Here is a 25,932-nt window from a genome sequence, read left to right on the forward strand (position 1 = left end):
GAGCACTCTCCGATCGGGCGTCTCAGGCCCTTAATGAAGTAACTGTTTGTCTTTTCGCCGTACCTTGGCGGTCTTGGCGTCCTTGGCGGTTATTCCTTCTGTTTTTTCTTGGTGCCTTGGTGCTTTCTATTCGCCGCCGGCGAAGCCCTGCTGCCGCCAGGCCTCGAACAGGGCGATGGCGATGGAGTTGGAGAGGTTCACGCTGCGGTTGCCCGGCACCATGGGGATCCGCAGGCGGTGCTCCGGGGGGAAGGCGTCGCGGCTCTCCGCCGGCAGGCCCCGGGTCTCCGGGCCGAACAGCAGGGCGTCGCCCTCCGCGAACCCCGCCTCCGTGTAGCGCCGCTCGGCGTGGGAGCTGAACACCCAGATCCGCGCCGTGCCGAGGGCCTCCAGGCAGCTCTCCAGGTCCCGGTGCTCGTGGACGTGGGCCAGCTCGTGGTAATCGAGGCCGGCCCGCTTGAGGCGGGTACTGTCCATGGAGAAGCCCAGCGGGTGCACCAAGTGCAGGCGGGCGCCGGTGTTGGCGGCCAGGCGGATGGCGTTGCCGGTATTGCCGGGGATCTCGGGCTGGTAGAGAACGATATGGAACATTCGTACGATTCTGGAGCGGACGACGTGGTGACCGGACGGATTCCGAGGCGGCCCCTCAATCGGGGCGGGTGTGAGCAGCCATGACGGCCGGGACGGAGCACGGCGACGCGCTGCGGGTGCGCTTCGCCGGGATGGATATGGCCAGCCCGGTGGTGCTGCTCTCCGGCTGCGTCGGCTTCGGCGAAGAGTACACCCGGGTGGCGGGCTTTTCCAACGCCGATGTGGGCGGCATCTGCCTCAAGGGCACCACCCTGGAGCCGCGCCTGGGCAACGCCCCGCACCGGGTCTACGAGACCCCCGCCGGCATGCTCAATGCCATCGGTCTGCAGAACCCGGGGGCCCGGGCGGTGGTGGACGACATCCTGCCGGGGCTGGACCTGGAGGAGACCCGCTTCATCGCCAACATCTCCGGCTCCACGCTGGAGGAGTACGTGGAGGTGGCGCGCGTCTTCGACGCCTCCCCCATCCACGCCCTGGAGATCAACATCTCCTGCCCCAACGTGAAGGCCGGTGGGGCCTCCTTCGGCAACTACCCGGACATGTCGGCGCGGGTGGTGGAGGCGGTGCGGGAGGTCACCGACAAGCCGCTGATCACCAAGCTGTCCCCCAACCAGACCGACATCGCCGAGAACGCCCGGCGCTGCATCGAGGCGGGCAGCGACGCCCTGTCGGTGATCAACACCCTGATGGGCATGGCCGTGGACCTGGAGCGCCGCGCCCCGGTGCTGGGCAATCGCCAGGGCGGGCTCTCCGGGCCGGCCATCAAGCCCCTGGCCCTGCTCAAGGTGCACCAGGTCCATCAGGTGGCGGCGCCGCACGGCGTCCCCATCCTCGGCCAGGGCGGCATCGCCTCCGCCGAGGACGCCCTGGAGTTCCTGGTTGCCGGCGCCACCGCCGTGGGCGTGGGCACCGCCCTGTTCTACGATCCCCTGGTGGTGCCGGATATTAACGCCGGCATCGCCGACTACCTGGCCCGCCACGGCTTCGCCTCGGTCCGGGACCTTACCGGCACCCTGGAGCCTTGAGCATCGGTTCCACCGCAGAGCCGCGGAGGGCGCAGCCCGGCGAGGCGTTATAAGCTTCCCGGCCCGAACCGTGCCGGGCCTGGCTGTTCTTGATGGGTCCGGATCCCAAAGAGGCCTACCCGGGGTCAGCTTGAGCCGGTAATCCACTTTTTTCTCCGCGACCTCGGCGTCTCTGCGGTCCCCCTTCGGGATCCCTCAGGCCCGCGCCACCGCCACCACGCCCACCTTCTCCGCCCCCGCCTCGAGCAGCGCCCGCGCCGCCGCGTCCGCGGTGGCGCCGGTGGTGACCACGTCGTCCACCAGGGCCACCCGGCGGTCCGCCACCGGCCACCGGCGGGCCCGGAAGGCATCGCGCACATTGGCGGTGCGCTGCCGATCCGCAAGCCCTACCTGGGTGCCGGTGGGTCGAGTCCGGGCCAGGGCGAAGGCGCGCACGGGCAGGCCATGGCGGGCGCCGAGGAGCCGGGCGAGCAGCAGCGCCTGGTTGAAGCCCCGGTCCGCCATCCGGCGCCGATGCAACGGAACGGGCACCAGCAGGTCGAAGCGGTGCAGGTGGAGCCAGTCCCCCAGGTCCTGGTCCGCCACCGCCGCCAGGGTGCGGGCCAGTCCCAGATGGTGGCCGTACTTCAGCTCCCGGATCCACCCCGCCAGGGGCTCCCGGTAGGCCCCCGGCGCATGCACCGCCTGAAAGGCAGGCGGCCGGCGCTGACAGCGCCCGCAGGGCCGGTCGGGGGCCGCGCCGGGGTAGGCGCAGCGGGGGCAGCGCCGCTCCGGGCTCCGGGGCAGCCCGGCCCGACAGGCCGGGCAAAGCCGTATCGGCCCGGGGACGGCCTCCCCGCAGACCAGGCACCGCACCGGGTAGAGCAGGTCCACCAGGTCCCGCAGCCGTCCCGGGAGGAGGGCGCCGGGAGTTTTAAGTTGCATGTGAAATCTTACTTTATTAGGGTTAGAATTCCGTTATACTCTTGACAGCTTCTACACTGCTCGGGGTGAGTCCGATGGACCAGGCGAATCGCGAAGACATCCAGTTCATGTCCCCCTCCCGGATCCGCTTCCGGGCGGCCCTCTTCCACGTCGGCAACCTGGTCTGCATGCTGGCGGCCATCGGGGCAGGCGTGGCCTACTTCCTGGACTCGGGTCTGTTGAGCACGGTGCTTTCGGTGGCCCTGATCCTGCCCACCATCCTGTGGTTCGGCGCCTCCATGGCCCTGTACTCTTTCTTCGCCGAGGACCCCCACAGCCTGGTGGCCCGCCACACCCGGCGCGCCGGCTACCAGTTCTACGGCGCCGCCGGTGCCGGCCTCATGACGATCGCCTTCCTGCAGAAGGTTAGCATGGCCTACCTGCTGCCCATCCCCGCCCTGGTGGTCGGCGTGATCATGGTCATGGGCCTGCGGGACCTGTGGGAGATCTGGCAGGCGGACCTGGACAGCGAGGCCATCTCCCTGGAGACCGAGGTCGCCTGACGGGCCCGGTTGGCGAATCATTCTCGGTCGAGGGCCCGGCGGCAGCCGGGCCCTCTGCGTTCCGGGGTTGAACGGGCCGTTGGGGGTCCCCATCTACATACCGTCATGACCCGAGACGAGCCCATGCCCCCTACCTCAGCCCCCGATGCGGATCCCACGCCCGCGGTGGACCCCGCGGCACTGCGCCGCGCCCTCCGACGCGCGGCCCCCACCTACGACGGCGCCGCCTTGCTGGCCCACGAGGTGGAAGGGCGCCTGCTGGAGCGCCTGGAGCTCATGCGGGTGGAGCCCACCCGCATCCTCGTGGTGGACGCCCGCGGCGGCGCGGGGGGGCGGGCGCTGGCCAAGCGCTTCCCCGGGGCCGAAAAGGTGCAGGTGGACCCCGCCCCCGCCATGATCCGGCAGGCCCGAAAACGCCGCGGATGGCGTCGGCGGCAGCATTTCTGCGCCGCCTGGAGCGGGGGCCTGCCCTTTCCCGCCGCAAGCTTCGATCTGATCTGGTCCAACCTCGGTCTGCCCTGGGCCAACGATCTGGACGCCGTGCTCGGCGAGCTGCACCGGGTCCTGGCCCCCGAGGGCCTGGTGCTGTTCTCCTCCCTGGGCCCCGACACCCTCGCCGAGCTGCGCGCCGCCCTCCCCGCCGGCTATTCCCGGGCCCCCGATATGCCGGTGTTCCTGGACATGCACGATGTGGGGGACGCCCTCTCGCGGGCCGGCTTCGAGGGGGTGGTGATGGAGAACGAGACCCTCACCGTGACCTACCCGGACCTCCGGACCCTGCTGGCCGACGGCCGCGCCACCGCCAGCGGGGCGCTCCTGGCCAACCGGCCGCGTGGCCTGCTCACGCCCCGGCGGCTGGCCGCGCTGGAGGCGGCGCTCCCCCGGGAGGACGGTCTTTTGCCCGTGCGTTTCGAGGTGGTGTACGGCCACGCCTGGCGCCCGGAGCGCGCCGGGGTGGCCGCCGATGCCTCCGGTACCGCCCGCATCGGCCTGGACCAGATCGGCCGGGCGCCGGGGACGTGGTAGGCAGGGCTGTAAGGGAATGCTACAAGGATAGGAGGTTCGCGAGCCCAACGCTTACCAGGGGGAGGTAATGAAGGCAGTGATCATGGCGGGCGGACAGGGGTCCCGCCTCCGCCCGCTCACCGAAGGCATGCCCAAGCCCATGATCCCCATCCTGGGCCGGCCCATGATGGAGTACATCCTGGAGGCCGTGCGCGATGCGGGGATCACCGACATCCTCGTCACCCTCCACTACCGGCCCAACCTCATCCAGGATTACTTCGGCGACGGCGCCGACTGGGGAGTGAACATCGAGTACGCCATCGAGGAGCGCCCCCTGGGCACCGCCGGCTCGGTGAAGAACGGCGCCCACTTCCTCGACGAGCCCTTCCTGATCATCAGCGGCGACGCCCTGATGGACTACGACCTCCCCGCCCTTATGGACTACCACCAGCGCAGCGAGGCGCTGGTCACCTTCTGTTTGGCCCGGGTCCAGGATCCCAGCGAGTTCGGCATCGTGGTCACGGACGACGACGGCCGGGTGCAGCGCTTTCAGGAGAAGCCCGGGCCCTCGGAGGTGTTCACCGACACGGTGAACACCGGGATCTATGTGATGGATCCCCGGGTCCTGCAGGATGTCCCCCGCGACACCGAGTTCGATTTCTCCCATGACCTCTTCCCCGCCCTGCTGGAGCGGGGCGAGCCCCTCCGGGGCTACGTGGCCAAGGGCTACTGGAACGACATCGGCAACGTGGACCAGCTCGCCCAGTCCACCTGGGACCTCCTCGAGGGCCTGGTGGACCTGCCCATCCCCGGCGAGGAGATCCGGCCCAAGGTCTACGTGGAGGGCACCGCCCATGTGGAGGACGGCTGCACCCTGCAGGGGCCCGCGTGGATCGGCCGGGACGCCATCCTCCGCAGCGGCTCGGTGGTGGGCCCCTACGCGGTGGTGGGGCGTCACTCGGAGGTGGATTCGGGGGCGCGGATCCGCCGCTCCATTCTGCTGGATTCCTCCTACGTGGGCGAGCACGCCGAGGTGCGCGGTTCCTTCTGCGGCAACCGCGTGCTCCTGGAGCAGGAGGTGGAGGTGGAGCAGGGCGCCGTGCTCGGCGACGACGTTCACCTGGGCCGGCGGGTCTCCATCGAGGCCGACGTGCGGGTGTGGCCGCATCTGGAGGTGGAGGCCGACAGCCTCATCGACCAGAACGTGGTGTGGGAGTCGGTGGGCCGGCCCGCCCTGTTCAGCGAGTACGGGGTGGCCGGCCTGGCCAACCTGCGCCTGACCCCCGAGACCGCCGCCCGCATCGGCAAGGCCTTCGGCAGCTGGCTGGGCCGCAACCAGCGCGTGGTGGTGGGCCACGGCTCCCACGCCTTTTCCCACGTGCTGGAGAAGGCCTTTGTCTCCGGCCTGCTCTCGGTGGGCATCGAGGTGGAGGCCCTGGGGGTCTCCGCCCACGCCATCACCCGCTTCGCCGTGGCCCGCAACATCGAGTTCGAGGGCGGTGCCTTCGTGCGCCAGGGTCCGGAGCACGCGCAGGTGGCGGTGATCGAGCTCTACGACCGCAACGGCCATCCCCTGCCCCGCAAGGCCCGCCGCAAGGTGGAGGCCACCTACCGGCGGGCCGACTTCCCCAAGGTGGACGCCGACCACGTGGGCCGGCTGCTCTCCACCGGCGACCACGAGGCCCGCTACGTCAGCGAGCTCATGGCCGAGCTGGACCGCACGGCCCTGGTGGCCATGGAGCCCAAGCTCGCGGTGCTGTCGCGCAACCGCTGGAGCACCCGGGTCCTCGACATCCTGCTCGACGAGATCCAGACCGAGGCGGTCACCGTCTCCGGAGAGACCGGCACCCAGGGGCGGGACACCGAGGATCCCGGCCAGCGGCTGCGGGAGATCTACGCCCTGGGTGGCGAGCACCGCCGCATCGGCCTTTACCTCTCCGCCGACGGCCGCGGCATGTGGCTCCTCGACGAGTACGGCCACCTCTACGACCCCGATGCCGCCAACCACCTGCTCACCATGGCCTACCTCCTCGACGGTCCCCCCGCGGACCTGGAGCGGGGCACGGTCTTCCTGCCGCCGCAGGCCCCCGACGCCATCCGGGAACTGGCCGGGGCCCAGGGCTTCGAGGTCCGCGAGCGCCGGCTGGGCCTGGCGGAGACCATCACGGAGAACCGGGGCCCTCGACCCTACCGCTGGCTGGACTTCGAGCACTTCTACCTGGGCATGGCGGCGGTGCCGGCCTTCTTCCGCCTGCTCGACTTCCTGGCCCGTCACGGCACCGACCTGGCGGATCTGGCCGCCTACCTCCACGACAGCCATACGGGGGGCATCGACGTGGAATGCCCCTGGCGGGACATGGGCTGGGTCATGCGCCATCTTACCGAGGAGTACGCCGACCACCTGGAGGGGGTCTCCGACGGCGTCAAGGTGCGCCACCCCGAGGGAGGTTGGACCTACGTGGTCCCCGCCAGCAGCGAGCCCGTGCTGCGGGTGTACGTGGAGGGGGACAACGAGGCGGAGGTCCAGGAGCGCCTGGAACGGACCCGCCGCAACCTGGTGCGGATGATCCGGGAGGCGGGATGAGCCGGCCTGGCCCCGCAGACCGCGGCCGCCGTGCCCGTTCCCCGGGTTCGGAACGGGGGTAGCCATGCCCGCGGGGCTGCTGGCCACCGACATGGATCGCACCCTGCTGCCCAACGGTCTCCAGGACCCCGAGCCCGGCGCCCTGGACCGGTTCCGGGAATGGGCCGGGCGCCGCTCCCCCCATCAGCTGGCCTTCGTGACTGGACGCCACCGGGCCCTGGCCCTGGAGGTGGTTGCGGAGTACCGCCTGCCCGAACCGGACTGGCTGGTGTGCAACGTGGGCACCGAGATCTACGCCGCGGGGGAGGAGCGGCCCCTGGGCCCCTGGGAAGAGGCCCTGGAGCGGGGTTTCGATCCCGAGGCGGTCCGGGAGTGGGCCCGGGGGGCCCTGCCCGGGGCCCGGCTGCAGGAGGCCGCCAAGCAGTCCCCCCTCAAGGTGAGCTTCTACCTGGACGAGGAGCCCGATGCTTCGGCCCTGCAGGAGCGGTTGGAGGCGGGGCTGCGGGAGGGCAGCCGGGCGGCCCGGGTGGTGGTCTCCTTCGACGAGACCGAGGAACGGGGGCTGGTGGACTTCCTGGCCCCCGGCTCGGGCAAGGCCAATGCCCTCGACTTCCTCCGCCGGCATCTGGGCTTGAGCCAGGAGCAGGTCCTGTACGCCGGCGACAGCGGCAACGACGCCGACGCCCTCCTTTCCGGGGTCTGCGGGGTCCTGGTGGGCAACGCCACCGAGTCGGTGCGCGACCAGCTGCGCGCCGAGCTGGGGAACCACCCGGCGGCCCGGCTGTATTTCGCTCGCCGGCCCTACACCGCCGGCATCCTGGAGGGCATGGCCCACTATGGCTGGGAGGAGCCTTGATCCCATGAAGATCGCCTTCGTCAGCCCCCACAGCGATCCCCTGGCGGAGCCCGGGGAGCCGGACTCCGGGGGCCAGTGCGTCTACGAGCGGCGCCTGGCGGCCACCCTGGGCGAGGCTGGGGACACCGTGCGCGTCTACACCCGCCGCTGGGGCGGCAAGGAGCCCCGGCGCGAAATCGCCGAAAACGCCCAGGCCCTGCGCGTCGACGCCCACGGGGAGGAGTTCGTGCGCAAGGAGGACATGGCCCCGGTCCTCCCCGCCTTCCTGGAGGAGATGTGGCGGCGCGACGGCGAGTGGCTGGAGGGCGCGGAGGTCTTTCACGGCCACTACTGGGACGGCGGCGCCGCCGCGCTCATGGCCAGCCTGCGTACCGGGCGGCCCCTGGTCTTCACCTCCCACTCCCTGGGCCGGGAGAAGCGCGACCGGGTGCCGGAGGACGGCACCCTCAACTACGCCCTGCGCATCGCCAACGAGCACCGCGTCATGGCCGCCGCCGACCGCATCATCGCCCTCACCGAGATGGAGAAGGGCGTCCTGGAGCGGCGCTACGGCGTGGATCCCGCCAAGGTGGCGGTGGTCCCCGCCGGCGTCGACACCGAGGCCTACCGCCCCACCGGCGACCCGGAGGCCCTGCGCGAGCGGCTGGGGCTCGCCGAAGACGAGCGCCTGGTGTTCACCACCGGCCGGCTGGATCCGCGCAAGGGCTACGAGCTGCTCCTGGACGCCATTCCGGAGGCCTCCCGGCGTCTCTCGGAGCAAGGGGTGCGGGCCCGCTTCCTGCTGCCCGCCGGTGGGGAGGAGTTGGACGACAACGAGCGCGCGGTGCGCGCGACCATGGAGGAGCGGATCGCCCGCCACGGCCTGGAGGACCGCGTGACCCTCTTCCCGCATCTGTCCTTCGACGAGCTCAAGGCCTACTACACCGCCGCCGACCTGTTCGTCCTGCCATCCCCCTACGAGCCCTTCGGGCTGGTGGCGGTGGAGGCCATGGCCTGCGGCACCCCGGTGCTGGCCACGCGCAACGGCGGTCCCCCCGAGATCATCGATCCGGGCAAGGAGGGGGACCTGGTGGATCCCTCCGAAGCCGGGGAGTTCGGCCGGGCCCTGGCCGACCTGCTCGGGGACGGGGAGCGGCTGGCCCGGATGGGGGAGCAGGCCCAGCGCAAGGCCCGGGAGGTGTTCGACTGGCGGGCCGTCGCCGCCTCCATTGGCGAAGTCTATCGCCAGGCGCTGGAGAACGCCCCGGGCTGAATCCGGGCCGCCATACGGGGCGGTTCCCTCGCCCCGTCCGCATCCTTCCCGCCGGACCGGTCGCCCCATCCCCCCTGGGGCCGATCCGACCACCATGCGCCCCCTTTTCCTGCCAACCTCTGCCGTTTGCCGGGTACGTCCACCCGGCACCGCTCCGGTGCTCAGAACCTATCGAGCGCACCGTTCCCTCTCCCGCGCACGCCGCCTCCTACCCCCTGCCCTCTATCGGCAAAGGCGCCCCTACTGCGCCTTGCCGTTCTTTTTAGGGAAAACCCTTACATAGTGTGCATAGCAAAACGATGAATACGGTTTACCCGCCCCTGTCTGCCCAGGGCAGAGGGCCGTCTTTCCCGCAAAGTGCCAGCGCGCGCCCGCGGACAGAGCGTCCGAGCGAAGGTTAGGGTTTTCTAATATTACAATCGCGTTAATTAATTCTTTAACTTTTGACTAATTAAAAGTTTCATTATTGTTTTGTTTTGTGTGGACAGCTGGGTTAGGATCGTTACAAATACGGGGAAGAGGGCCTCCGCAATGCCGGGAACGGGAGAACCTTCGTGGGCGAGGGCGAGCATAGTCCGGGACCCGAGGACCAGCGATTCGTCATTCGACCCAACCGCTCCCTCTCCTGGCGGGGCGCCAAGCGGTATTTCGGTCTGCAGGCCCTGGCCAGCGCCGCCGTGGCGCTCCCCCTCGCCTGGCTCGGGGCTTGGCTGATTCTGCCCTTCACGGCCGTGGCGCTGGTGGCGGTAGCGGTCAGCTTCTATCTGGTGCTGCTGCGGACCAACCGGATCGAGGTGGTCTGGCTGACGGAGAACCAAGTGGCGGTGGAGCGGGGCCGACGGGGTCCCGAGGAGCGCACCGAGTTCCCGCGCAGCTGGGTGCAGGTGGTCCTCGAGCCCGCGGAGAAAAGGCTGGGAACCAATCACCTCTTCCTGCGGGCCTACGGGCGGCAAACGGAGATCGGGGCCTTTCTTACCAACGAGGAGCGGGAGCGCCTGGCGCGGGATCTCGCCCGGGCGATCCGGTCGGGGCCGACCGGCGGGGGCCCGCGGTAAGGAAGGAAAAGCCGCGCAGGATAAGCATCCATCGGAGTGGGGAGGACGCATGTTCAAGATACGCGGAATGGGACGGCTCGGGACCCTGCTGGCGGGGGCGTTGCCACTGCTGGCCCCGGGATCGGCGTCAGCCGGCTGGGACGCCCTCAACATGCCGGCGGGGGTCACCCCCTTGAGCGGCGAGGTCTACAACCTGCACATGCTGATCCTCTGGATCTGCGTGGCCATCGGCATCGTGGTCTTCGGGACCATGATCTACTCGATCATTCGCTTCCGGAAGCGGAACGGCGCCGAGGCCGCCCAGTTCCACGAGAGCACCACGGTGGAGATCATCTGGACCATCATCCCCTTCCTCATCCTCGTGGGCATGGCCATCCCCGCCACCGGGACCCTGATCGATATGGAGGATGCCTCCGGCTCGGACATCACAGTGAAGGTCACGGGCTACCAGTGGAACTGGCACTACGAGTACATGGGCGAGGGGGTGGACTTCTACAGCAACCTCGCCACCCCGGTGGCGGAGATCCAGAACCAGGCCGCCAAATCCGAGGATTATCTCCTGGAGGTGGATAACCGTCTGGTGGTGCCCACCGATACCAAGATCCATTTCCTGATCACCGCCGAGGACGTGCTCCACTCCTGGTGGGTGCCGGACCTGGGCATGAAGAAGGACGCCATCCCGGGCTTCGTCAACGAAATGTGGGCCCGGATCGACGAGCCCGGCGTCTACCGGGGGCAGTGCACGGAGCTGTGCGGGCGCGGCCACGCCTTCATGCCGGTGGTGGTGGAGGCCAAGCCTCCGGAGGAGTACCGGCAGTGGCTGGAGGAGCAAAAGCAGGAAAGCGCCCAGGCCGAAGCCGGGTCCCCGGAGCAGGTGGCCCAGACGGAGAACTGACCATAGGCGGATGAACGTGGCCGGAAGCGGCTGCGCAGGGAGGTTTTAGATCATGAGCGAGGCAGTGGAGCACGGAACCCATCACGGTCCACCGAGCGGGATCCTGCGGTGGGTGTTTACCACCAACCACAAGGACATCGGCACCCTCTACCTGGTGACCTCGTTCCTCATGCTGCTGGTGGGCGGCGTGATGGCGCTGGTGATCCGCACCGAGCTGTTCCAGCCGGGCATGCAGGTGGTGGATCCCATGTTCTTCAACCAGATGACCACGATGCACGGGCTGATCATGATCTTCGGGGCGATCATGCCGGCCTTCGTGGGTCTGGCCAACTGGCAGGTTCCCCTGATGGTGGGGGCACCGGACATGGCCCTGCCGCGCATGAACAACCTGTCCTTCTGGATCCTGCCCTTCGCCTTCCTGCTGCTCCTGGCCACCCTGTTCGTGGAAGGCGGGGCGCCGGCCTCGGGCTGGACCATCTACCCGCCGCTGGTGCTGCAGACGGGGGACGCCTTCCCGTTCCTGATCCTCTCCATCCATCTCATGGGGCTGTCGTCGATCATGGGGGCGATCAACATCATCGCCACCATCCTTAACCTGCGCGCCCCCGGCATGACCCTGATGAAGATGCCGTTGTTCGTCTGGACCTGGCTGATCACGGCCTTCCTGCTGATCGCGGCCATGCCGGTGCTGGCAGGGGCGGTGACGATGCTGCTGACCGACAAGTTCTTCGGCACCAGCTTCTTCAACGCCGGGGGCGGCGGGGACCCGGTGATGTACCAGCACATCTTCTGGTTCTTCGGGCACCCCGAGGTCTACATCATGATCCTGCCGGCCTTCGGCATCGTGTCGCAGATCATCCCCACCTTCGCCCGCAAGCCGCTGTTCGGCTACACCTCCATGGTGTATGCCACGGCGAGCATCGCCTTCCTCTCCTTCATCGTGTGGGCGCACCACATGTTCACGGTGGGGATGCCCCTGGCCGGCGAGCTGTTCTTCATGTACGCCACCATGCTCATCGCCGTGCCCACCGGGGTGAAGGTGTTCAACTGGGTGGCGACCATGTACCGGGGCTCCATGACCTTCGAGACCCCCATGCTCTTCGCCATCGCCTTCGTGGTCCTGTTCACCATCGGCGGCTTTTCCGGGCTCATGCTCGCCATCACCCCCGCGGACTTCCAGTACCACGACACCTACTTCGTGGTGGCGCACTTCCACTACGTGCTGGTGCCGGGTGCCCTGTTCGGGATCATCGCCGGAGTCTACTACTGGCTGCCCAAGTGGACCGGGCACATGTACAACGAAACCCTCGGCAAGTGGCACTTCTGGCTGTCGGCCATCTTCGTGAACCTGCTCTTCTTCCCGCAGCACTTCGTGGGCCTGGCCGGCATGCCGCGGCGGATTCCGGACTACGCCCTACAGTTCACGGAATGGAACCAGGTTTCGACCGTCGGTGCCTTCGGTTTCGGCTTCTCCCAGGTGCTGTTCGGGTACATCGTCTGGCGCGCCGTCCGCGGCGGCGAGCAGGCGGAGGCCAGGGTCTGGGAAGGCGCGCGCGGCCTGGAATGGACGGTGCCCTCCCCGGCGCCCTACCACACCTTCGAGGAAGCGCCGGAGGTGAAGTGAACCCGGCTACGGAAGGGGCGACTCAATGAGCGCAAGCATGGCCCAAAACGACGAAGAGCTCCGGAAGCGCAAACGGGCCGCCGTCCGCACCGCCTTGGTGCTGGCGGGCCTGGCCCTGGCCATCTACGTGGCCTTCTTTCTGAGCATGGGGCTGGACTGAGCCGGGGATGGACCCGGCCCCCAGCCAAACCGGGCAGGCTCCAGGAAAGGGATGGCTAATGAGTGAAGCACACGGCGGGTACTACGTTCCGCATCAGAGCCACTGGCCGATCGTCGGCTCCATAGGGCTGTTCGTGCTGATGGCGGGATTCGCCTCGCTCCTCAACGGGGCGAGCTTCGGCCCCACCCTCATGATGGCGGGCGGCCTGATCACCGTCCTGATGATGGTGGGATGGTTCGGCACGGTGATTCGGGAGAACCAGCAGGGCATGTACCACGCGCGGGAGGACATGTCCTTCCGCTGGGGCATGGGCTGGTTCATCTTCTCGGAGGTGATGTTCTTCGCCGCCTTCTTCGGCGCCCTGTTCTACGCCCGGGTGCTGTCCGTGCCCTGGCTGGGCGGGGCGGAGCCCGAGCAATGGACCCACCAGCTGCTCTGGCAGGGGTTCGAGGCGGGCTGGCCCACGAACGGGCCCGCCGGCGTGGGCGGGGAGTTCCAGCCCATGGCGGCCTGGGGGATCCCGGCCCTGAACACCCTCATCCTGCTCTCCTCGGGCGTGACGGTGACCTGGGCCCACTGGGGGATCAAGGAAGGCAACCGGCGGAAGCAGATCGGTGGGCTGGCCGCTACGGTGGCCCTGGGCTTCCTCTTCATGGCCTTTCAGGTCTACGAGTACGGCGAGGCCTACTCCCACCTCAACCTGACCCTGCAGAGCGGCATCTACGGCTCCACCTTCTTCATGCTGACCGGGTTCCACGGCATGCACGTGACCGTGGGCGCCATCATGCTCCTGGTCATGTTGGGGCGGGCCATCGCCGGCCATTTCACCGAGGACAACCACTTCGCCTTCGAGGCGGCGGCCTGGTACTGGCACTTCGTGGATGTGGTGTGGCTGGGCCTGTTCGTCTTCGTCTACTGGCTCTAGGGCCGTCCGGCCCCGGCCTTACTGGGGCGGAACCGCGGGATGGGGCGAGATGACGCCGGTGGCGAACCCCAGCATGAGCAGGAGGAAGAGGGCCACGGAGAGCCCCACCCGCACGGTCAGGGCGCGGACGGTCCGGTCGGACTTGCCGTTGTCCCGGAGCAGGTGGAACAGCCCGGAGCCCAGGCTGGCCACGATGAGGAGCAGGAGGGCGATGATGAATCCCTTGACGAGCATGGGGCCTCCTTGGCGGGCACTCGAAGGTGGTTCCAGTATAAACCTGCACCTCGTTGAGACTACACCGGGGGAGCCCCGTGCGCATCGGGCGGTTTGAATTCCGCCCGCGTCTGGTCCCGGCGCTGGCGACCCTGGTCCTTTTGCCCGGGCTTCTTGGCCTCGGTTTCTGGCAGCTGGAGCGGGCGGAGCAGAAGCGGGACCTGCTGGCCGGCTGGGAGGCGGCCAAGGAGGGAGCACCTCGTCCCCTTTCCAGGGCCCTGGAGGGCAAGGACACCGCCCGGTTCTCCCGGGTGGCCGCGGAGGGGCGATACGACGGCTCTCGGCAGTTCCTCCTCGACAACCGGATCCGGGACGGTCGGCCCGGGTTCCAGGTCCTGACCCCCCTCCGGCTGGAAGGGCGGGAGGCGGCGATCCTGGTCAATCGGGGCTGGGTGCCCATGGGCGAGGGCCGGCGGCCCCTTTCCGACCTTTCCGTGCCTCGGGGGCCGCAGCGGGTGGCGGGCCTCCTGGCGGATCCTCCCAGCGTGGGGCTCCGTCTGGGCCCGCCGGACGCAGGCAACGGGGAGTGGCCCCGCGTGGTGCAGTACGTGGCCCCGGAGCGCGTGGCGGACCAGCTCGGGTATCCGGTGATGGGCAGGGTCCTGCAGCTGGGGGAGGGCCAGGCCCACGGGTACCGGCGGGACTGGGAGGCCCCGGTGTCCTTCGGACCCGAGCGGCATGTGGGATACGCCGTCCAGTGGTTCGCCTTGGCCGCGGCCCTGGTCACGATCTTTCTGGTGGTGAACACGAAAGGGAGCACACCCCGTCATGCAGACACAGTCGCAAACCGGGACAACCTCGGCGCCTGAGCGCGGGAGCCGCGCGCAGCTCTGGCTGCTGCTGCTGGTTTTCGTCGGCCCGGTGATCGTTGCCGGGGTCCTCTACGCCAACGCCGACCGCTGGCTCGGCGGCACCGCCACCGGCCACCACGGCCAGCTCGTTAACCCGGCCCGGCCCCTGCAGGGCCTGCCGGTGCTGGATGCCGATGGCAACCGCCTGGGCCTGGAGGCGATCCGGGGCAAATGGACCCTGGTCTACATCGGCCCCGGCCAGTGCGGGCAGGACTGCAAGTCGGATCTCTACGGTATGCGCCAGGCCCACAAGGCCCAGGGGAAGAACATCGCCCGGGTCCAGCGCCTCTTCATCGCCCGGGACGGGACCCTCCCGGACCGGGCCTTCCTGGCCGAGGAGCATCCCAATCTGGAGGTGGGGCGCTTGGCGCGGGGAGCCTCCCTGGAGCCCTTTGCCGCCGGAGACGGGGAGGAGCCGCCAACGGGGATCTACGTGGTGGACCCCAACGCCAACCTGGTCCTGCGTTATGAGCCGGGAACCCAGCCCAAGGGGATCCTCAAGGACCTGGAATCCCTCCTCAAGCACTCCACCATCGGATAGCCATGATCGCCCGATCCCGATACGCCCTGCTCGCCCTCCTCGCCGCCGTGCTTGCCTTCGCCGTGGTGGTGCTCGGCGGGTATGTGCGCCTGTCCAACGCCGGCCTGGGGTGCCCGGACTGGCCCGGGTGCTACGGCCAGCTCGGGGTGCCCGAGGCGGTGGGCCCGGGCAGCGGCTACGAGCGGCCCCTGGAGGCGGGCAAGGCCTGGAAGGAGATGATCCACCGCTATTTCGCCGGGGCCCTGGGAATGGTGATCGCGGCCCTGGGCCTGCTGGCGTGGCGGCGGCGCCACGAGCCGGGGCAGGCGGTGGCCCTGCCGGTGGGCCTGGTGGGCTTGGTGGTCTTCCAGGCCCTGCTGGGCATGTGGACGGTCACCTGGCTGCTCAAGCCGCTGGTGGTGACCGCTCACCTGCTAGGAGGCATGGCCACCCTCGCCCTGCTGGTGTGGCTGGCCCTGCGCCAGGGGGGCGTACCGGCCCCCGTCGAGGCATCCGGCCCCTGGCGGAAGTGGGCTCTGGCGGCCCTGGGGGTGGTGGTTGTGCAGATCGCCCTGGGCGGATGGACCAGCGCCAACTACGCGGCCCTGGCCTGCCCCGACTTCCCCACCTGCCAGGGACGGTGGTGGCCGGAAACCGATTTCGGCGCCGCCTTCACCCTGTGGCACGGCCTGGGGATCGACTACGAGGGGGGCATCCTCGACAACGCGGCCCGCATGACTGTCCATCTGGTCCACCGGATCGGGGCGGTGGTGACCCTGCTGACGGTGGGTGGCCTGGTGGTCGCCCTATTGCGGCGGGCCCGCTCCCCCCGGGTGCGGAGGGCGGCCCTCGGCGTGGGGCTGCTGCTCCTGGTCCAGGTGGGCCTGGGGGTGGGCAACGTGGTCCTCGGCCTGCCGCTGACGGTGGCGGTAGCGCACAACGCGGGCGCCGCCGGGCTGCTGCTGTCCGTGGTGGTGCTGAACCACGTGCTGCGTCCCGTGGCCCAGCCCGTTCCCGACAACGCCCCGGCGCCCGCGGCGCAGACGGGGCTGGAATCCGCATAGGAAGGGGAAGACATGCCGCAAGCACCGACGAAAATGGCCCTGGTGGGCGGGCAGGTCCGGGCCCACTGGCGGGATTACTACGAGCTCTGCAAGCCCCGGGTGGTGGCGCTGATCGTGTTCACGGCCATGGTGGGCATGTTCCTGGCCTCCCCGGGCGCCGTGCCGCTGGGGGCCTTCCTGTTCGGGACCCTGGGCATCGCCCTGTGCGCCGCTTCCGGCGCGGCCATCAACCACGTGGTGGACGAGGAGGTGGACGCCCGCATGGCCCGGACCAAGCGGCGGCCGCTGCCCACCGGCCACCTGAACCGGGCGGGGGCCCTCGGCTTCGCCTTCGCGTTGGGCCTGGCGGGCATGGCCCTGCTGATCTGGCTGGTGAACCCCCTGACGGCCTGGCTGACCTTCGCCTCCCTGGTGGGCTACGCGGTGGTCTACACCGTGTTCCTGAAGCGGGCTACGCCCCAGAACATCGTCATCGGCGGCGCGGCGGGGGCGGCGCCCCCGGTGCTGGGCTGGGTGGCGGTGACGGGGGAGGTCCAGCCGCACGCCTTGTTGCTGTTCCTGATCATCTTCGCCTGGACCCCGCCCCACTTCTGGGCCCTGGCCATCGCCCGGTACAGGGACTACGCCGAGGCGGAGATCCCCATGCTGCCGGTCACCCACGGGGTGGCCCTGACCCGGCTGCACCTCCTACTGTACACCGTGCTCCTGGTGCTGGTCTCACTGCTGCCCTTTGCCACCGGAATGAGCGGATGGATCTACCTGGTGGGGGCGATGGGCCTGGGGGCGGGCTTCCTGGGCCAGGCGTTGGCCCTACTGGTCACCGGTGACGACGCGCGGTACGCCATGCCCACCTTCGGCTATTCCATTTTCTACTTGATGGCCCTGTTCGCCGTCCTGTTCGTCGACGCCTACCTTCCCCTCCTGGGCGGCTTACTGGCCTGACCCACCCGGCCCCGCCCTCGGCCCCCGCCGACCCTGTCCCCGGCAGGGTTTGACAGGCGGGGGTCTACGCTTATAATTCCACAATGTTTTTGCGGGATCTCGCCGTATAAAGCATATTCTTATATGCCGAATCTATTGCCTTGGATTAGGCCATGCGCGTAGGATATTGTTCCGCATTTCCAGGGTGAGTTATTACTAACCGGAGTCGGCGGAGGCTCCGACGGACGTATATCCAGCCCAAAGAGAACAAGCCGGAGGGGAGACCATGGCACAGGCGCAAGCAGCAACCGCCGGCCAGACGGGCGTCAACGAGGAGTATAACTACCACGTTATACGCCAATTCGCGGTGATGACGCTGGTCTGGGGCATCGTAGGGATGTTCATGGGGGTGTTCATCGCCCTCGAGCTCGCGTACCCGGAGCTCATGTACGCGCTCACGGGTAGCAGCGAATTCCTGAACTTCAGCCGGCTGCGGCCTGTGCACACCAGCGGTGTGATCTTCGCCTTCGGCGGCTCGGCCCTGTTCGCTACCTCCTACTACGTGGTGCAGCGCACCTGCCAGGCGCGGCTGTTCGGCGACAAGCTGGCCAGCTTCACCTTCTGGGGCTGGCAGGCCATCATCGTCCTGACGGTGATCAGCTACGTCCTCGGCTACACGCAGAGCCGCGAGTACGCGGAGATGCCCTGGCCGGTGGATATCTTGATCGCCCTGGTCTGGGTCGCCTACTTCGTGGTGTTCATTGGCACCATCATGAAGCGCCGCCAGCCCCACATCTACGTGGCCAACTGGTTCTATCTCGCCTTCATCGTGACCACCGCCCTGCTCCACATCTTCAACAACCTCCAAGTGCCCATCGCCTGGAACTCCATGTGGTCCTACTCCCTGTTCTCCGGGGTGCAGGACGCCATGACGCAGTGGTGGTACGGCCATAACGCCGTGGGCTTCTACCTGACCGCCGCCTTCCTCGGCATGATGTACTACTTCGTGCCCAAGCAGGCCGGCCGCCCGGTGTACTCCTACCGGCTGTCCATCATTCACTTCTGGGCGCTGATCTTCCTGTACATGTGGGCCGGCCCCCACCACCTGCACTGGACCGCCCTGCCCGACTGGGTGTCCACCCTCGGCGCCACCTTCTCCATCATGCTGCTCATGCCCTCCTGGGGCGGCATGATCAACGGCATCATGACCCTGTCCGGGGCCTGGGAGAAGCTGCGCACCGACCCGATCATCAAGTTCATGGTGGTGGCGCTGTCCTTCTACGGCATGTCCACCTTTGAAGGGCCCATGATGGCGCTGCAGAACGTGAACGCCCTGTCCCACTACACCGACTGGACGGTGGGGCACGTGCACTCCGGCGCGCTCGGCTGGGTGGGCATGATCACCTTCGGCTCCCTGTACCACCTGATCCCGCGCCTGTGGAACACCGAGCTGTACAGCACCCGGCTGGCCAACGTGCACTTCTGGCTGGCGACTCTGGGCGTGCTGTTCTACATCGTCGCCATGTGGATCAGCGGCATCCTGCAGGGCCTGATGTGGCGGGCCTTCGACGAGTACGGCAACCTCGTCTACACCTTCGCGGAGTCGGTGGAGGCCATGCATCCCTTCTACGCGATGCGGGCCTTCGGCGGGATCCTCTACCTCGCCGGCATGATCCTGCTCACCTACAACTGCTATAAGACCATCGCTCAGGCCAAGGCCGCCCAGCCGGCCGCCGCCCGGGCGTAAGCGGCCTTTCGGCGCGAAGGAGCTCGCTACATGCGACACGAAAATATCGAGAAGAACATTGGCCTGATGACCATCCTGACGCTGATCGTGGTCAGCGTCGGGGGGCTGGTGGAGATCGTCCCGCTCTTCTACATCGACGATACGGTGGAGGAGGTGGAAAGCGTACGGCCCTTTACGCCCCTGGAGCAGCGGGGCCGCGATATCTACGTCAAGGAGGGCTGCTACCTCTGCCACTCGCAGCAGGTCCGCCCCTTCCGGGATGAGGAGATCCGCTACGGCCATTACTCCCTGGCCGCCGAGAGCAAGTACTCCCATCCCTTCCAGTGGGGCTCCAAGCGCACCGGGCCGGACCTGGCGCGCGTGGGCGGGAAGTACTCCAACGAGTGGCAGGTACAGCACCTGATCGCGCCGCGCTCGGTGGTTCCCGAGTCGGTCATGCCCAACTATCCGCACCTGATGGAGGAGCTGGACTACAGCCAGCTGCAGGCCCGCATGCGGGCCCTCAAGGCCGTCGGCGTCCCCTACACCGAAGAGGGTGAGGACGAGCTGTACCAGAAGAACGTGGAACGCTGGGGCGAGGACGTGGCCGAGCGGCTGCACATCCCCAACGCCGAGGAGTCCCTCAAGGCCGAGGCCGAGGAAGGCAATTTCGATGGCGATCCGAGCAAGCTGACCGAGATGGACGCTATCGTCGCCTACCTCCAGGTCCTCGGCACCATGGTGGACTTCGACGAGTACAGCGAGCCGGAGCAGGGCCGCTCCCGGGGCTTCTAGAGCCCGGGCGGCCCCGCGCCGCGGGATAGGAAAATGACCGAATTATTCGCATGGATCTCCGAAGCCCTGACGGATATGCAGACGGCGGGTCAGATCGCCACGGTGATCTTCTTCCTGACCTTCTGCGGCATCCTCATCTACGTATTCACCGGGAAGCACCGCAAAAAGCGCTTCGACAGCTATCGGTACATCCCCCTGGATGACGAGGACGCGGAAACGGGCAAGGAGAAGTCCAGCGAAGAAGAGCGCAAGGGGAGTGCCGACGATGGCCAGCAATGAAAAGCATCAGGTCCAGACCACGGGGCATACCTGGGACGGGGACCTGGCCGAGTACAACAACCCGCTGCCCCAGTGGTGGGTGTGGGTCTTCTACGCGACCGTGGTGTTCGCCGTGGTCTACTGGGTCCTCTACCCGGCCTGGCCCATGGGCGGGAGCTACACCCAGGGCGTCCTGGACTACTCCAAGCGAGCCAAGCTCCAGGAGGCCACGTCCGAGGCGACCCTGCGGGAGCAGTACCCGGAACGGTTCGACGCCCTGAACAAGATCGCCGAGATGAGCCCGGCGGCCATCGCGAAGGATGAGGACCTCATGAACTTCGTGAACTCCTCCGGGAAGGTGCTGTTCGGGGACAACTGCTCCGCCTGCCACGGCGCCGGCGGCCAGGGAGTGGTGGGCCACTACCCAAACCTGGCGGATAGCGACTGGCTGTACGGCGGGACGCACTCCGACATCCGGCAGACCCTCATCAACGGGCGCAACGGCTACATGCCCGCCCACGAGGACAAGCTCTCCGATCAGGAGATCGAGGCGGTGGCCACCTATGTGGGCGACCTAGCCGGTGAGGACTGGGCCCAGGATCCCCAGAAGATCGAGCAGGGCGAGGAGATCTTCCACGGGGACCAGGCCGCCTGCTACGCCTGCCACGGCCAGGACGCGAAGGGCAACCAGACCCTCGGCGCCCCCAACCTGACCGACGCCATCTGGTTCTACGGCGGCGAGAAGGAAACCGTGATCGAGACCCTCGTTCAGGGCCGCCAGGGCGAGATGCCCGCCTGGCAGGACCGGCTCTCCGAGAGCGAGATCAAGATCCTCACCGCCTACGTCCACGCCCTGGGCGGGGGCCAGTGAATCGGTCCCTACCCTAGCGGTGGGATGGGTACGGCAGGCCGGGCATGCGCCCGGCCTGTTTTGTTTGGGCACGGGGAATCGAGGTCCGAGCCCGTTGTCCAATGCGGTGACCCGGCTTTTATATTAGATTATACTTATATTTAGATCCCAATGCCCCGCCAGCTTCCCGCGAGAGGATAGCCCATGGCCGAGCAAACCGAAGGCCTATACGCAGCCCACGAGAAAGTCTATCCCCAGTCCGTGCACGGTTTCTTCCGTCGCATGAAGACCGCCATCCTGGTGGTCGCCTACGCGGTGTACTTCCTCCTGCCCTACGTGCGCTGGGGGGATCGGCAGGCCGTGCTCTTCGATATCCCGGGCCGCCAGTTCTTCCTCTTCGGCCTGCGAGTGGCCCCCGAGGACATCATCTGGCTTTCCGGACTGCTGTTTATCGCCGCGGTGGCCCTGTTCTTCGTAACCAGCCTGGCCGGGCGCGTGTTCTGCGGCTATTTCTGTTTCCAGACCCTGTGGTCCGACCTCTTCATGTGGATCGAGGAGAAGGTGGAAGGGGGCCGCAGCCGGCGGATCCGGCTGGACAAGCAGCCCCTGAACGCCGACAAGGCGATCAAGAAGACCCTCAAGCACGCCCTGTGGCTCGGGGTGGCCCTGATCACGGGCATCACCTTCACCCTGTACTTCGCCGATGCCTTCCAGCTCTGGTACCAGTACCTGACCTTCCAGGCCCACGTGCAGGCCCTTTTCACGGCCGGGCTGCTCACCGCCACCACCTACACCATGGCCGGCTGGGCGCGGGAGCAGGTGTGTACGTACATGTGCCCTTATGCCCGTTTTCAGGGGGCCATGTTCGACAAGGACACTCTCATCGTCGCCTACGACCCCAACCGCGGGGAGCGCTCCCAGGGGCGCCAGCCGCCCAAGCGGGGCGAGAGTTACGAGGACCGCGTAGCGGCGGGCAAGGGCGACTGCATCGATTGCGGCTACTGCGTGAAGGTCTGCCCCACCGGCATCGATATCCGTGAGGGGCAGCAGTACCAGTGCATCACCTGCGGGCTGTGCATTGATGCCTGCAACACGATCATGGAGAGCCAGGGCTTTCCCCAGGGCCTGATCCGCTACACGTCGGAAAACGAGCTCGAGGGCGGCAAGACCCACCTCCTGCGGCCCAAGATCCTGGGGTATGCCGCCGTCCTGTTGGCGGCCACAGCGGCGCTCGGCTACAGCATCGCCACGCAGTCCCTGATGGACCTGAACGTGGCGAAGGTCCGCAATCCCAACTTCATCCTGGAGCCGGACGGCCGGATCAAGAACGTCTACGAGCTCCGGGTGAACAACAAGGACCAGGAGACCCATCGGTACCGGCTAACCATGGAGGGCCTGGCCGGGGCGGAATACGAGATCCAGGGAGGCTTCCAGGAGTTAAGCGTGGACCCGGGAGCCAACCAGACGGTGCGCGCCTACGTCTGGGTGGATCCGGACCGGCTGGAGAGCCCTCGCAGCCATTTCACCTTCCGCGCGGTGCGGACCGACGTTTCCGGAGGCGGGGAGCCGGAGTCCAGCGAGGCCAGCGCCTTGTTCTATACCCCCGAGCAGCACCTTTAGCGCCTGAAGCGTCAGGCGCGGGGGTCTCCTTGGCCCCGGACCTACAGGCCGTGGGCCCGAATGGGGGCTTGCGGCCAAGGGTTTTCCAAGCGGTAATCGCGTCCCAGCCTCCAGGAGTTAGGCACGTATGAGCACCCAGTCCGAGACCCAGAGCTCCGAGGCCCACAAGACCCGGCGGGCCCTGCGGTTGTGGATCCTGGCCGCCGTGGTCTTTGCCACCACGGTGCTGGGCTACAGCGCCACCATGGTCTATCTGGCCCAGCGCGATTATCCGGGCTCGGTGGTGAACAACTACTTCGAGAACTACGAGAAGTTCAACGAATACTCCGCGAGTCTGGAGGAACAGGAGCAGCTGGGCTGGCAGGTGGCCACCAGCATCGACAGCCTGCCCACGGTGGGCAACGAGCTGGAGATCGAGGTCTTTGCCCAGGACGATCAGGGCCGCACCATCCGCGACGGGGAGGTCCTCGTTCACTTCGTGCGCAACGTGAATTCCCGGGTGGACCGCAAGGTGCGCCTGGGCGCCCGGGGCGACGGCAGCTACTTCGGCCGGGTGGAACTGCCCCGGCCCGGCAATTGGACGATCTACACCACCCTTCGCGATGACGGCAAGGAGTACACCGCCCGGCGATTCCTTTGGGTGGAGGAGGCGTTGTAGTGCCCTCTTCCGCGGCGGGGTGCTTCCATTGCGGGCTTCCGGTCCCCGGGGGCGACCCGTGGCGGGGAACCGTTGCCGGGGAGGAGGCCTCCTTCTGCTGCGCCGGCTGCCGGGCCGTTGCCGAGGCCATTGACCGCGCCGGGCTGGTGGATTACTACCAACAGCGCACGGCCTTCCCGGAGCGCCCCGAGGAGGCCGTCCCCGCGGAGCTGGGCGGTGCCGAGCTCCTCGACCGCGAGGAGGTGCAGCGCAGCTTCGTACGCGACGATGGAGCGGCGCGCGAGGCCTCGCTGATCCTGGAGGGGATCACCTGCGCCGCCTGCATCTGGCTGAACGAGCGCCAGCTGCAGCAGACCCCAGGCATCCTCGATGCGCAGGTGAACTACACCACCCATCGGGCACGGGTCCGCTGGGATCCGGAGCGCATCACCCTCTCCCAGATCCTGCAGCGCATCGGCGCCATCGGCTACACCGCCCACCCCTACGATCCCGAGCGCCAAGAGGCGGCCATCGCCCGCGAGCGCCGCGACCTCCTCAAGCGCATCGGCGTGGCCGCCATGGGCGCGGTGCAGCTCATGATGATCGCGGTGGGCATTTACGCCGCCGACTTCTACCCCATCGACGAGCGCTTCCTGGAATTCTTCCGCTGGATCTCCTTCGCCTTGGCGGTACCGGTGGTGGCCTATTCCGCCCGGCCCTTCTTCACGGGGGCCTGGTCGAGCCTGCGGCGCGGGCAGGGCAGCATGGACATCCCGGTGGCGCTGGCCCTGGGGCTGACCTTCGCCGCCTCCTCCTGGGCCACGGTCTCCGGGCGGGGGGACGTGTATTTCGAGACCATGGCCATGTTCGTCCTCTTCCTCCTCACCAGCCGCTACCTGGAGATGAACGCCCGCAAGCGGGCCGCCGAGGCCAACGAGGAGCTTTCCAAGCTGGTGCCCAACATGGCCCGGCGCCTGGAAGCGGACGGCGGCACCGCATGGGTGCCGGTGGGCGATCTGCAAAGCGGCGACCGGGTGCGCGTGGTGCCGGGGGAGACCATCCCGGTGGACGGCACCGTCGCCGAGGGGCACTCGGACGTGAACGAGTCGGCCCTCACCGGGGAGCAGACCCCCGTGCACCGCGGCCCGGGCGAGACCGTGCTCGGCGGCACCACCAACGGCGAGGGGCCGCTCACCATCCAGGTGGAGCGGGTGGGCGAGGAGACGTTCATGTCCGGGGTCCTGCGCCTGTTGGAGGACGCCCAGGCGGCCCGCCCGCGGATCGCCCGGCAGGCCGAGCGGGCCTCGCGCTGGTTCGTCTGGGCCCTGTTGGCCACGGCGACGGTGGTGGGCGCGGCCTGGTGGGTCTACGACCCGGAGCGGGCCTTCTGGATCGTGGTCGCCCTGCTCATCGTCACCTGCCCGTGCGCCCTGGCCCTGGCCACCCCCACGGCCCTGGTGGTGGCCACCGGCGAGTTGGCTAAACGGGGTGTCCTGGCCGCCCGGGGTGAGGCCCTGGAGACCCTCTCCGAGGTCACCCGGGTGGTCTTCGACAAGACGGGGACCCTGACCCGGGGCCGTCTGCGGCTCAGCGCCTGGAAGGGCCACCCCGGGGCCCTGAAGCGGGCGGCCGCCCTGGAGCAGGCCTCGGAGCATCCGGTGGCCGCAGCCCTGGTGGGCGCCGCGGACGATCCCGGGGAGCCGGGCGAGCGGCTGGAGAACTTCCCGGGACGGGGAGTGAGCGGCCACCTGGAGGGCCGCCGGTACTGGGTGGGGGCCTACGGCTGGGTGGCGGAACAGGCGGGCGCCGCCCCGGAGGTCCTAGCCGCCGAGGCCACCCGCATGGACGGCCGTGGCGAGACCGTGGTGGGGCTGGCCAGCGAGACGGGCTGGGAGGCGGTGTTCGGCATCGCTGATGAGCCCCGGCCCGAGGCGCGTGCCACTGTCGCGGCGCTGCGGGAGCGCGGCTGGGCGGTGAGCATGGTCACCGGCGACAGCGAGGCGGCGGCAGGTAGTCTGGCGCGCCAGGCCGGGATCGGGGAGGTGCACGCCCGGCAGCGGCCCGAGGACAAGCTGGACCTGGTGCGGGCCTGGCAACGGCAGGGCGAGGTGGTGGCGGTGGTGGGCGACGGCCTGAACGACGGCCCGGTGCTGGCCGGGGCGGACGTCTCCTTCGCTATGGGCGCGGGGGTTCAGGCGGCCCGTGCATCGGCCGACTTCATCCTGCTGTCCAACCGCCTGGAGCGCCTCCCCGAGGTGGCCCACATCGGAGAGGCGGCCCTGCGCAACATCCGGCAGAACCTGAAGCTGTCCTTCGGCTACAACGCCCTGGTGGTCCCCCTGGCGGCCCTGGGCTGGGTGGCCCCCTGGATGGCCGCTATCCTCATGCCCGCCTCGAGCCTGATGGTGGTGGGCAATGCCCTGCGCCTGCGAGGGCTGGGACGGCAACGGGCCCGGGCCGCGGCTCGGGCCCCCGCCCCGGTCCCCCACGCCTAAGCGACGGGAGGAACGTCATGGAGACCCTGTTCGCCCTGCTGCCCATTGTGCTGGTGCTGGTGGGGTTCGCCCTCGCGGCCCTGTTCTGGGCCATCAAGAGCGGCCAGTTCGACGACCTGGAAGGTCCCGCCTACCGCATCCTCCACGACGACGACGACCCGCGCATCCCCTTCAACCGCCAGCGGGAACAAGGCAGGGAAGAGGCGAAAGACGGCGATGGGGAGGAGCCGCGGGACGAGGACCGCCCTTCCGGATCTTGAAAAACGGAGAAAATAAATATAGATTAATATTTCAATCCAATTATCCTGACTGAATTTGTCGGATTTACGGGAGACTGGAACGATGGATCATACCCGCATTACTCTCGGCGTGGTGGTCGCCCTTGTGACCCTGGCGTACACCAGCTTCTTCTCCGTCGTCCTCGGCGGCTAACCGCCCCGACGCGGTAGAACCTCCTCCTTTGCGCGAAAAAGGCCTGCTCCTC

Annotated in this window: 25 protein-coding genes and 1 pseudogene; 23 read left to right on the top strand and 3 right to left on the bottom strand. The window is 68.3% G+C overall.

Going from position 1 to position 25,932, the window contains the following annotated elements; translation table 11 throughout:
- Positions 1-126: 126 nt before the first annotated feature.
- Positions 127-591 (bottom strand): tRNA (cytidine(34)-2'-O)-methyltransferase, encoded by a 465-nt coding sequence (locus tag AN478_RS02085; protein ID WP_054964967.1) that lies wholly within the window; start codon positions 589-591, stop codon positions 127-129.
- 80 nt (positions 592-671) lie between these two features.
- On the opposite strand from AN478_RS02085, the gene AN478_RS02090 reads away from it, so the two are divergent.
- On the top strand, positions 672-1,616 hold the full coding sequence (locus AN478_RS02090) for a dihydroorotate dehydrogenase (protein WP_054964968.1): 945 nt from the start codon (positions 672-674) through the stop codon (positions 1,614-1,616).
- A 195-nt stretch (positions 1,617-1,811) separates the two neighbouring features.
- On the opposite strand, the gene AN478_RS02095 is transcribed toward AN478_RS02090, so the two are convergent.
- Positions 1,812-2,540 carry a double zinc ribbon domain-containing protein gene (locus AN478_RS02095; RefSeq protein ID WP_054964969.1) on the bottom strand — a complete coding sequence of 243 codons (729 nt, stop codon included), beginning with the start codon at positions 2,538-2,540 and terminating at the stop codon, positions 1,812-1,814.
- 74 nt (positions 2,541-2,614) lie between these two features.
- Between AN478_RS02095 and AN478_RS02100 the strand changes: the two genes are divergently transcribed.
- The 10 genes and pseudogenes from AN478_RS02100 to AN478_RS02140 all read left to right on the top strand — a co-directional run bounded on the left by AN478_RS02100 (position 2,615) and on the right by AN478_RS02140 (position 13,438).
- Positions 2,615-3,082: a hypothetical protein gene (locus tag AN478_RS02100; protein WP_054964970.1), complete on the top strand. Its 468-nt coding sequence runs from the start codon at positions 2,615-2,617 to the stop codon at positions 3,080-3,082.
- Positions 3,083-3,205: 123 nt separating this feature from the next.
- Positions 3,206-4,108 carry a methyltransferase domain-containing protein gene (locus tag AN478_RS02105; RefSeq protein ID WP_074471348.1) on the top strand — a complete coding sequence of 301 codons (903 nt, stop codon included), beginning with the start codon at positions 3,206-3,208 and terminating at the stop codon, positions 4,106-4,108.
- Positions 4,109-4,175: 67 nt separating this feature from the next.
- On the top strand, positions 4,176-6,671 hold the full coding sequence (locus tag AN478_RS02110) for a sugar phosphate nucleotidyltransferase (RefSeq protein ID WP_054964972.1): 2,496 nt from the start codon (positions 4,176-4,178) through the stop codon (positions 6,669-6,671).
- Positions 6,672-6,735: 64 nt separating this feature from the next.
- Positions 6,736-7,527, top strand: coding sequence for an HAD-IIB family hydrolase (locus tag AN478_RS02115; RefSeq protein ID WP_054964973.1), 792 nt, complete (start codon positions 6,736-6,738; stop codon positions 7,525-7,527).
- Positions 7,528-7,531: 4 nt separating this feature from the next.
- Positions 7,532-8,779: a glycosyltransferase gene (locus AN478_RS02120; protein WP_054964974.1), complete on the top strand. Its 1,248-nt coding sequence runs from the start codon at positions 7,532-7,534 to the stop codon at positions 8,777-8,779.
- 554 nt (positions 8,780-9,333) lie between these two features.
- Positions 9,334-9,834: a DUF2244 domain-containing protein gene (locus AN478_RS02125; RefSeq protein ID WP_054964975.1), complete on the top strand. Its 501-nt coding sequence runs from the start codon at positions 9,334-9,336 to the stop codon at positions 9,832-9,834.
- A gap of 67 nt (positions 9,835-9,901) precedes the next feature.
- Positions 9,902-10,684: pseudogene (gene coxB / locus AN478_RS02130) on the top strand (cytochrome c oxidase subunit II); the annotation flags it as partial.
- 97 nt (positions 10,685-10,781) lie between these two features.
- Positions 10,782-12,353: a cytochrome c oxidase subunit I gene (gene ctaD / locus AN478_RS02135; protein ID WP_054964977.1), complete on the top strand. Its 1,572-nt coding sequence runs from the start codon at positions 10,782-10,784 to the stop codon at positions 12,351-12,353.
- Positions 12,354-12,378: 25 nt separating this feature from the next.
- Complete coding sequence (locus tag AN478_RS14635; protein ID WP_269434434.1) at positions 12,379-12,513, top strand: hypothetical protein; 135 nt, start codon at positions 12,379-12,381, stop codon at positions 12,511-12,513.
- 58 nt (positions 12,514-12,571) lie between these two features.
- Positions 12,572-13,438 carry a cytochrome c oxidase subunit 3 gene (locus tag AN478_RS02140; protein WP_054964978.1) on the top strand — a complete coding sequence of 289 codons (867 nt, stop codon included), beginning with the start codon at positions 12,572-12,574 and terminating at the stop codon, positions 13,436-13,438.
- A gap of 18 nt (positions 13,439-13,456) precedes the next feature.
- Here the strand turns inward: AN478_RS02140 and AN478_RS02145 are convergent, their stop codons facing one another.
- Positions 13,457-13,672, bottom strand: a complete 216-nt coding sequence (locus AN478_RS02145; RefSeq protein WP_054964979.1) for a twin transmembrane helix small protein — start codon at positions 13,670-13,672, stop codon at positions 13,457-13,459.
- Positions 13,673-13,749: 77 nt separating this feature from the next.
- Between AN478_RS02145 and AN478_RS02150 the strand changes: the two genes are divergently transcribed.
- The 12 genes from AN478_RS02150 (at position 13,750) to ccoS (ending at position 25,708) form a co-directional block, all read left to right on the top strand.
- Positions 13,750-14,520, top strand: a complete 771-nt coding sequence (locus tag AN478_RS02150) for an SURF1 family protein (RefSeq protein ID WP_054964980.1) — start codon at positions 13,750-13,752, stop codon at positions 14,518-14,520.
- Positions 14,480-15,103: an SCO family protein gene (locus AN478_RS02155; protein WP_054964981.1), complete on the top strand. Its 624-nt coding sequence runs from the start codon at positions 14,480-14,482 to the stop codon at positions 15,101-15,103. The genes AN478_RS02150 and AN478_RS02155 overlap by 41 nt, the downstream gene beginning before the upstream one ends.
- 2 nt (positions 15,104-15,105) lie before the next feature.
- Positions 15,106-16,146, top strand: a complete 1,041-nt coding sequence (locus AN478_RS02160) for a COX15/CtaA family protein (RefSeq protein ID WP_054964982.1) — start codon at positions 15,106-15,108, stop codon at positions 16,144-16,146.
- A 12-nt stretch (positions 16,147-16,158) separates the two neighbouring features.
- Entirely contained in the window at positions 16,159-17,088 is a 930-nt protein-coding gene (cyoE, locus tag AN478_RS02165; RefSeq protein ID WP_231627313.1) for a heme o synthase, read from the top strand.
- A 265-nt stretch (positions 17,089-17,353) separates the two neighbouring features.
- On the top strand, positions 17,354-18,814 hold the full coding sequence (gene ccoN / locus AN478_RS02170) for a cytochrome-c oxidase, cbb3-type subunit I (RefSeq protein ID WP_054964984.1): 1,461 nt from the start codon (positions 17,354-17,356) through the stop codon (positions 18,812-18,814).
- A 30-nt stretch (positions 18,815-18,844) separates the two neighbouring features.
- Positions 18,845-19,588, top strand: a complete 744-nt coding sequence (gene ccoO / locus AN478_RS02175) for a cytochrome-c oxidase, cbb3-type subunit II (protein ID WP_054964985.1) — start codon at positions 18,845-18,847, stop codon at positions 19,586-19,588.
- Positions 19,589-19,621: 33 nt separating this feature from the next.
- Positions 19,622-19,867 carry a cbb3-type cytochrome oxidase subunit 3 gene (locus AN478_RS02180; protein ID WP_054964986.1) on the top strand — a complete coding sequence of 82 codons (246 nt, stop codon included), beginning with the start codon at positions 19,622-19,624 and terminating at the stop codon, positions 19,865-19,867.
- Positions 19,854-20,717, top strand: coding sequence for a cytochrome-c oxidase, cbb3-type subunit III (gene ccoP / locus AN478_RS02185; protein ID WP_054964987.1), 864 nt, complete (start codon positions 19,854-19,856; stop codon positions 20,715-20,717). The genes AN478_RS02180 and ccoP overlap by 14 nt, the downstream gene beginning before the upstream one ends.
- A 183-nt stretch (positions 20,718-20,900) precedes the next feature.
- Positions 20,901-22,316 (top strand): cytochrome c oxidase accessory protein CcoG, encoded by a 1,416-nt coding sequence (gene ccoG, locus AN478_RS02190; RefSeq protein WP_054964988.1) that lies wholly within the window; start codon positions 20,901-20,903, stop codon positions 22,314-22,316.
- A gap of 127 nt (positions 22,317-22,443) precedes the next feature.
- Positions 22,444-22,974 carry a FixH family protein gene (locus AN478_RS02195; protein WP_054964989.1) on the top strand — a complete coding sequence of 177 codons (531 nt, stop codon included), beginning with the start codon at positions 22,444-22,446 and terminating at the stop codon, positions 22,972-22,974.
- Positions 22,974-25,448, top strand: coding sequence for a heavy metal translocating P-type ATPase (locus AN478_RS02200; protein ID WP_231627314.1), 2,475 nt, complete (start codon positions 22,974-22,976; stop codon positions 25,446-25,448). Before AN478_RS02195 ends, AN478_RS02200 begins: the two co-directional genes overlap by 1 nt.
- A gap of 17 nt (positions 25,449-25,465) precedes the next feature.
- Positions 25,466-25,708 (top strand): cbb3-type cytochrome oxidase assembly protein CcoS, encoded by a 243-nt coding sequence (gene ccoS, locus AN478_RS02205; protein ID WP_054964990.1) that lies wholly within the window; start codon positions 25,466-25,468, stop codon positions 25,706-25,708.
- The last annotated feature ends 224 nt before the right edge of the window (positions 25,709-25,932 follow it).

This window comes from Thiohalorhabdus denitrificans (assembly GCF_001399755.1).
GTDB classification, from domain to species: Bacteria; Pseudomonadota; Gammaproteobacteria; order Thiohalorhabdales; family Thiohalorhabdaceae; genus Thiohalorhabdus; species Thiohalorhabdus denitrificans.

Bases quoted from the DNA above. Each gene is read 5' to 3' on its own strand.
- AN478_RS02085 (WP_054964967.1), bottom strand. From the start codon at position 591: ATGTTCCATATCGTTCTCTACCAGCCCGAGATCCCCGGCAATACCGGC.
- AN478_RS02090 (WP_054964968.1), top strand. From the start codon at position 672: ATGACGGCCGGGACGGAGCACGGCGACGCGCTGCGGGTGCGCTTCGCC.
- AN478_RS02095 (WP_054964969.1), bottom strand. From the start codon at position 2,540: ATGCAACTTAAAACTCCCGGCGCCCTCCTCCCGGGACGGCTGCGGGAC.
- AN478_RS02100 (WP_054964970.1), top strand. From the start codon at position 2,615: ATGGACCAGGCGAATCGCGAAGACATCCAGTTCATGTCCCCCTCCCGG.
- AN478_RS02105 (WP_074471348.1), top strand. From the start codon at position 3,206: ATGCCCCCTACCTCAGCCCCCGATGCGGATCCCACGCCCGCGGTGGAC.
- AN478_RS02110 (WP_054964972.1), top strand. From the start codon at position 4,176: ATGAAGGCAGTGATCATGGCGGGCGGACAGGGGTCCCGCCTCCGCCCG.
- AN478_RS02115 (WP_054964973.1), top strand. From the start codon at position 6,736: ATGCCCGCGGGGCTGCTGGCCACCGACATGGATCGCACCCTGCTGCCC.
- AN478_RS02120 (WP_054964974.1), top strand. From the start codon at position 7,532: ATGAAGATCGCCTTCGTCAGCCCCCACAGCGATCCCCTGGCGGAGCCC.
- ctaD (WP_054964977.1), top strand. From the start codon at position 10,782: ATGAGCGAGGCAGTGGAGCACGGAACCCATCACGGTCCACCGAGCGGG.
- AN478_RS14635 (WP_269434434.1), top strand. From the start codon at position 12,379: ATGAGCGCAAGCATGGCCCAAAACGACGAAGAGCTCCGGAAGCGCAAA.
- AN478_RS02140 (WP_054964978.1), top strand. From the start codon at position 12,572: ATGAGTGAAGCACACGGCGGGTACTACGTTCCGCATCAGAGCCACTGG.
- AN478_RS02145 (WP_054964979.1), bottom strand. From the start codon at position 13,672: ATGCTCGTCAAGGGATTCATCATCGCCCTCCTGCTCCTCATCGTGGCC.
- AN478_RS02155 (WP_054964981.1), top strand. From the start codon at position 14,480: ATGCAGACACAGTCGCAAACCGGGACAACCTCGGCGCCTGAGCGCGGG.
- AN478_RS02160 (WP_054964982.1), top strand. From the start codon at position 15,106: ATGATCGCCCGATCCCGATACGCCCTGCTCGCCCTCCTCGCCGCCGTG.
- cyoE (WP_231627313.1), top strand. From the start codon at position 16,159: ATGCCGCAAGCACCGACGAAAATGGCCCTGGTGGGCGGGCAGGTCCGG.
- ccoN (WP_054964984.1), top strand. From the start codon at position 17,354: ATGGCACAGGCGCAAGCAGCAACCGCCGGCCAGACGGGCGTCAACGAG.
- ccoO (WP_054964985.1), top strand. From the start codon at position 18,845: ATGCGACACGAAAATATCGAGAAGAACATTGGCCTGATGACCATCCTG.
- AN478_RS02180 (WP_054964986.1), top strand. From the start codon at position 19,622: ATGACCGAATTATTCGCATGGATCTCCGAAGCCCTGACGGATATGCAG.
- ccoP (WP_054964987.1), top strand. From the start codon at position 19,854: ATGGCCAGCAATGAAAAGCATCAGGTCCAGACCACGGGGCATACCTGG.
- ccoG (WP_054964988.1), top strand. From the start codon at position 20,901: ATGGCCGAGCAAACCGAAGGCCTATACGCAGCCCACGAGAAAGTCTAT.
- AN478_RS02195 (WP_054964989.1), top strand. From the start codon at position 22,444: ATGAGCACCCAGTCCGAGACCCAGAGCTCCGAGGCCCACAAGACCCGG.
- ccoS (WP_054964990.1), top strand. From the start codon at position 25,466: ATGGAGACCCTGTTCGCCCTGCTGCCCATTGTGCTGGTGCTGGTGGGG.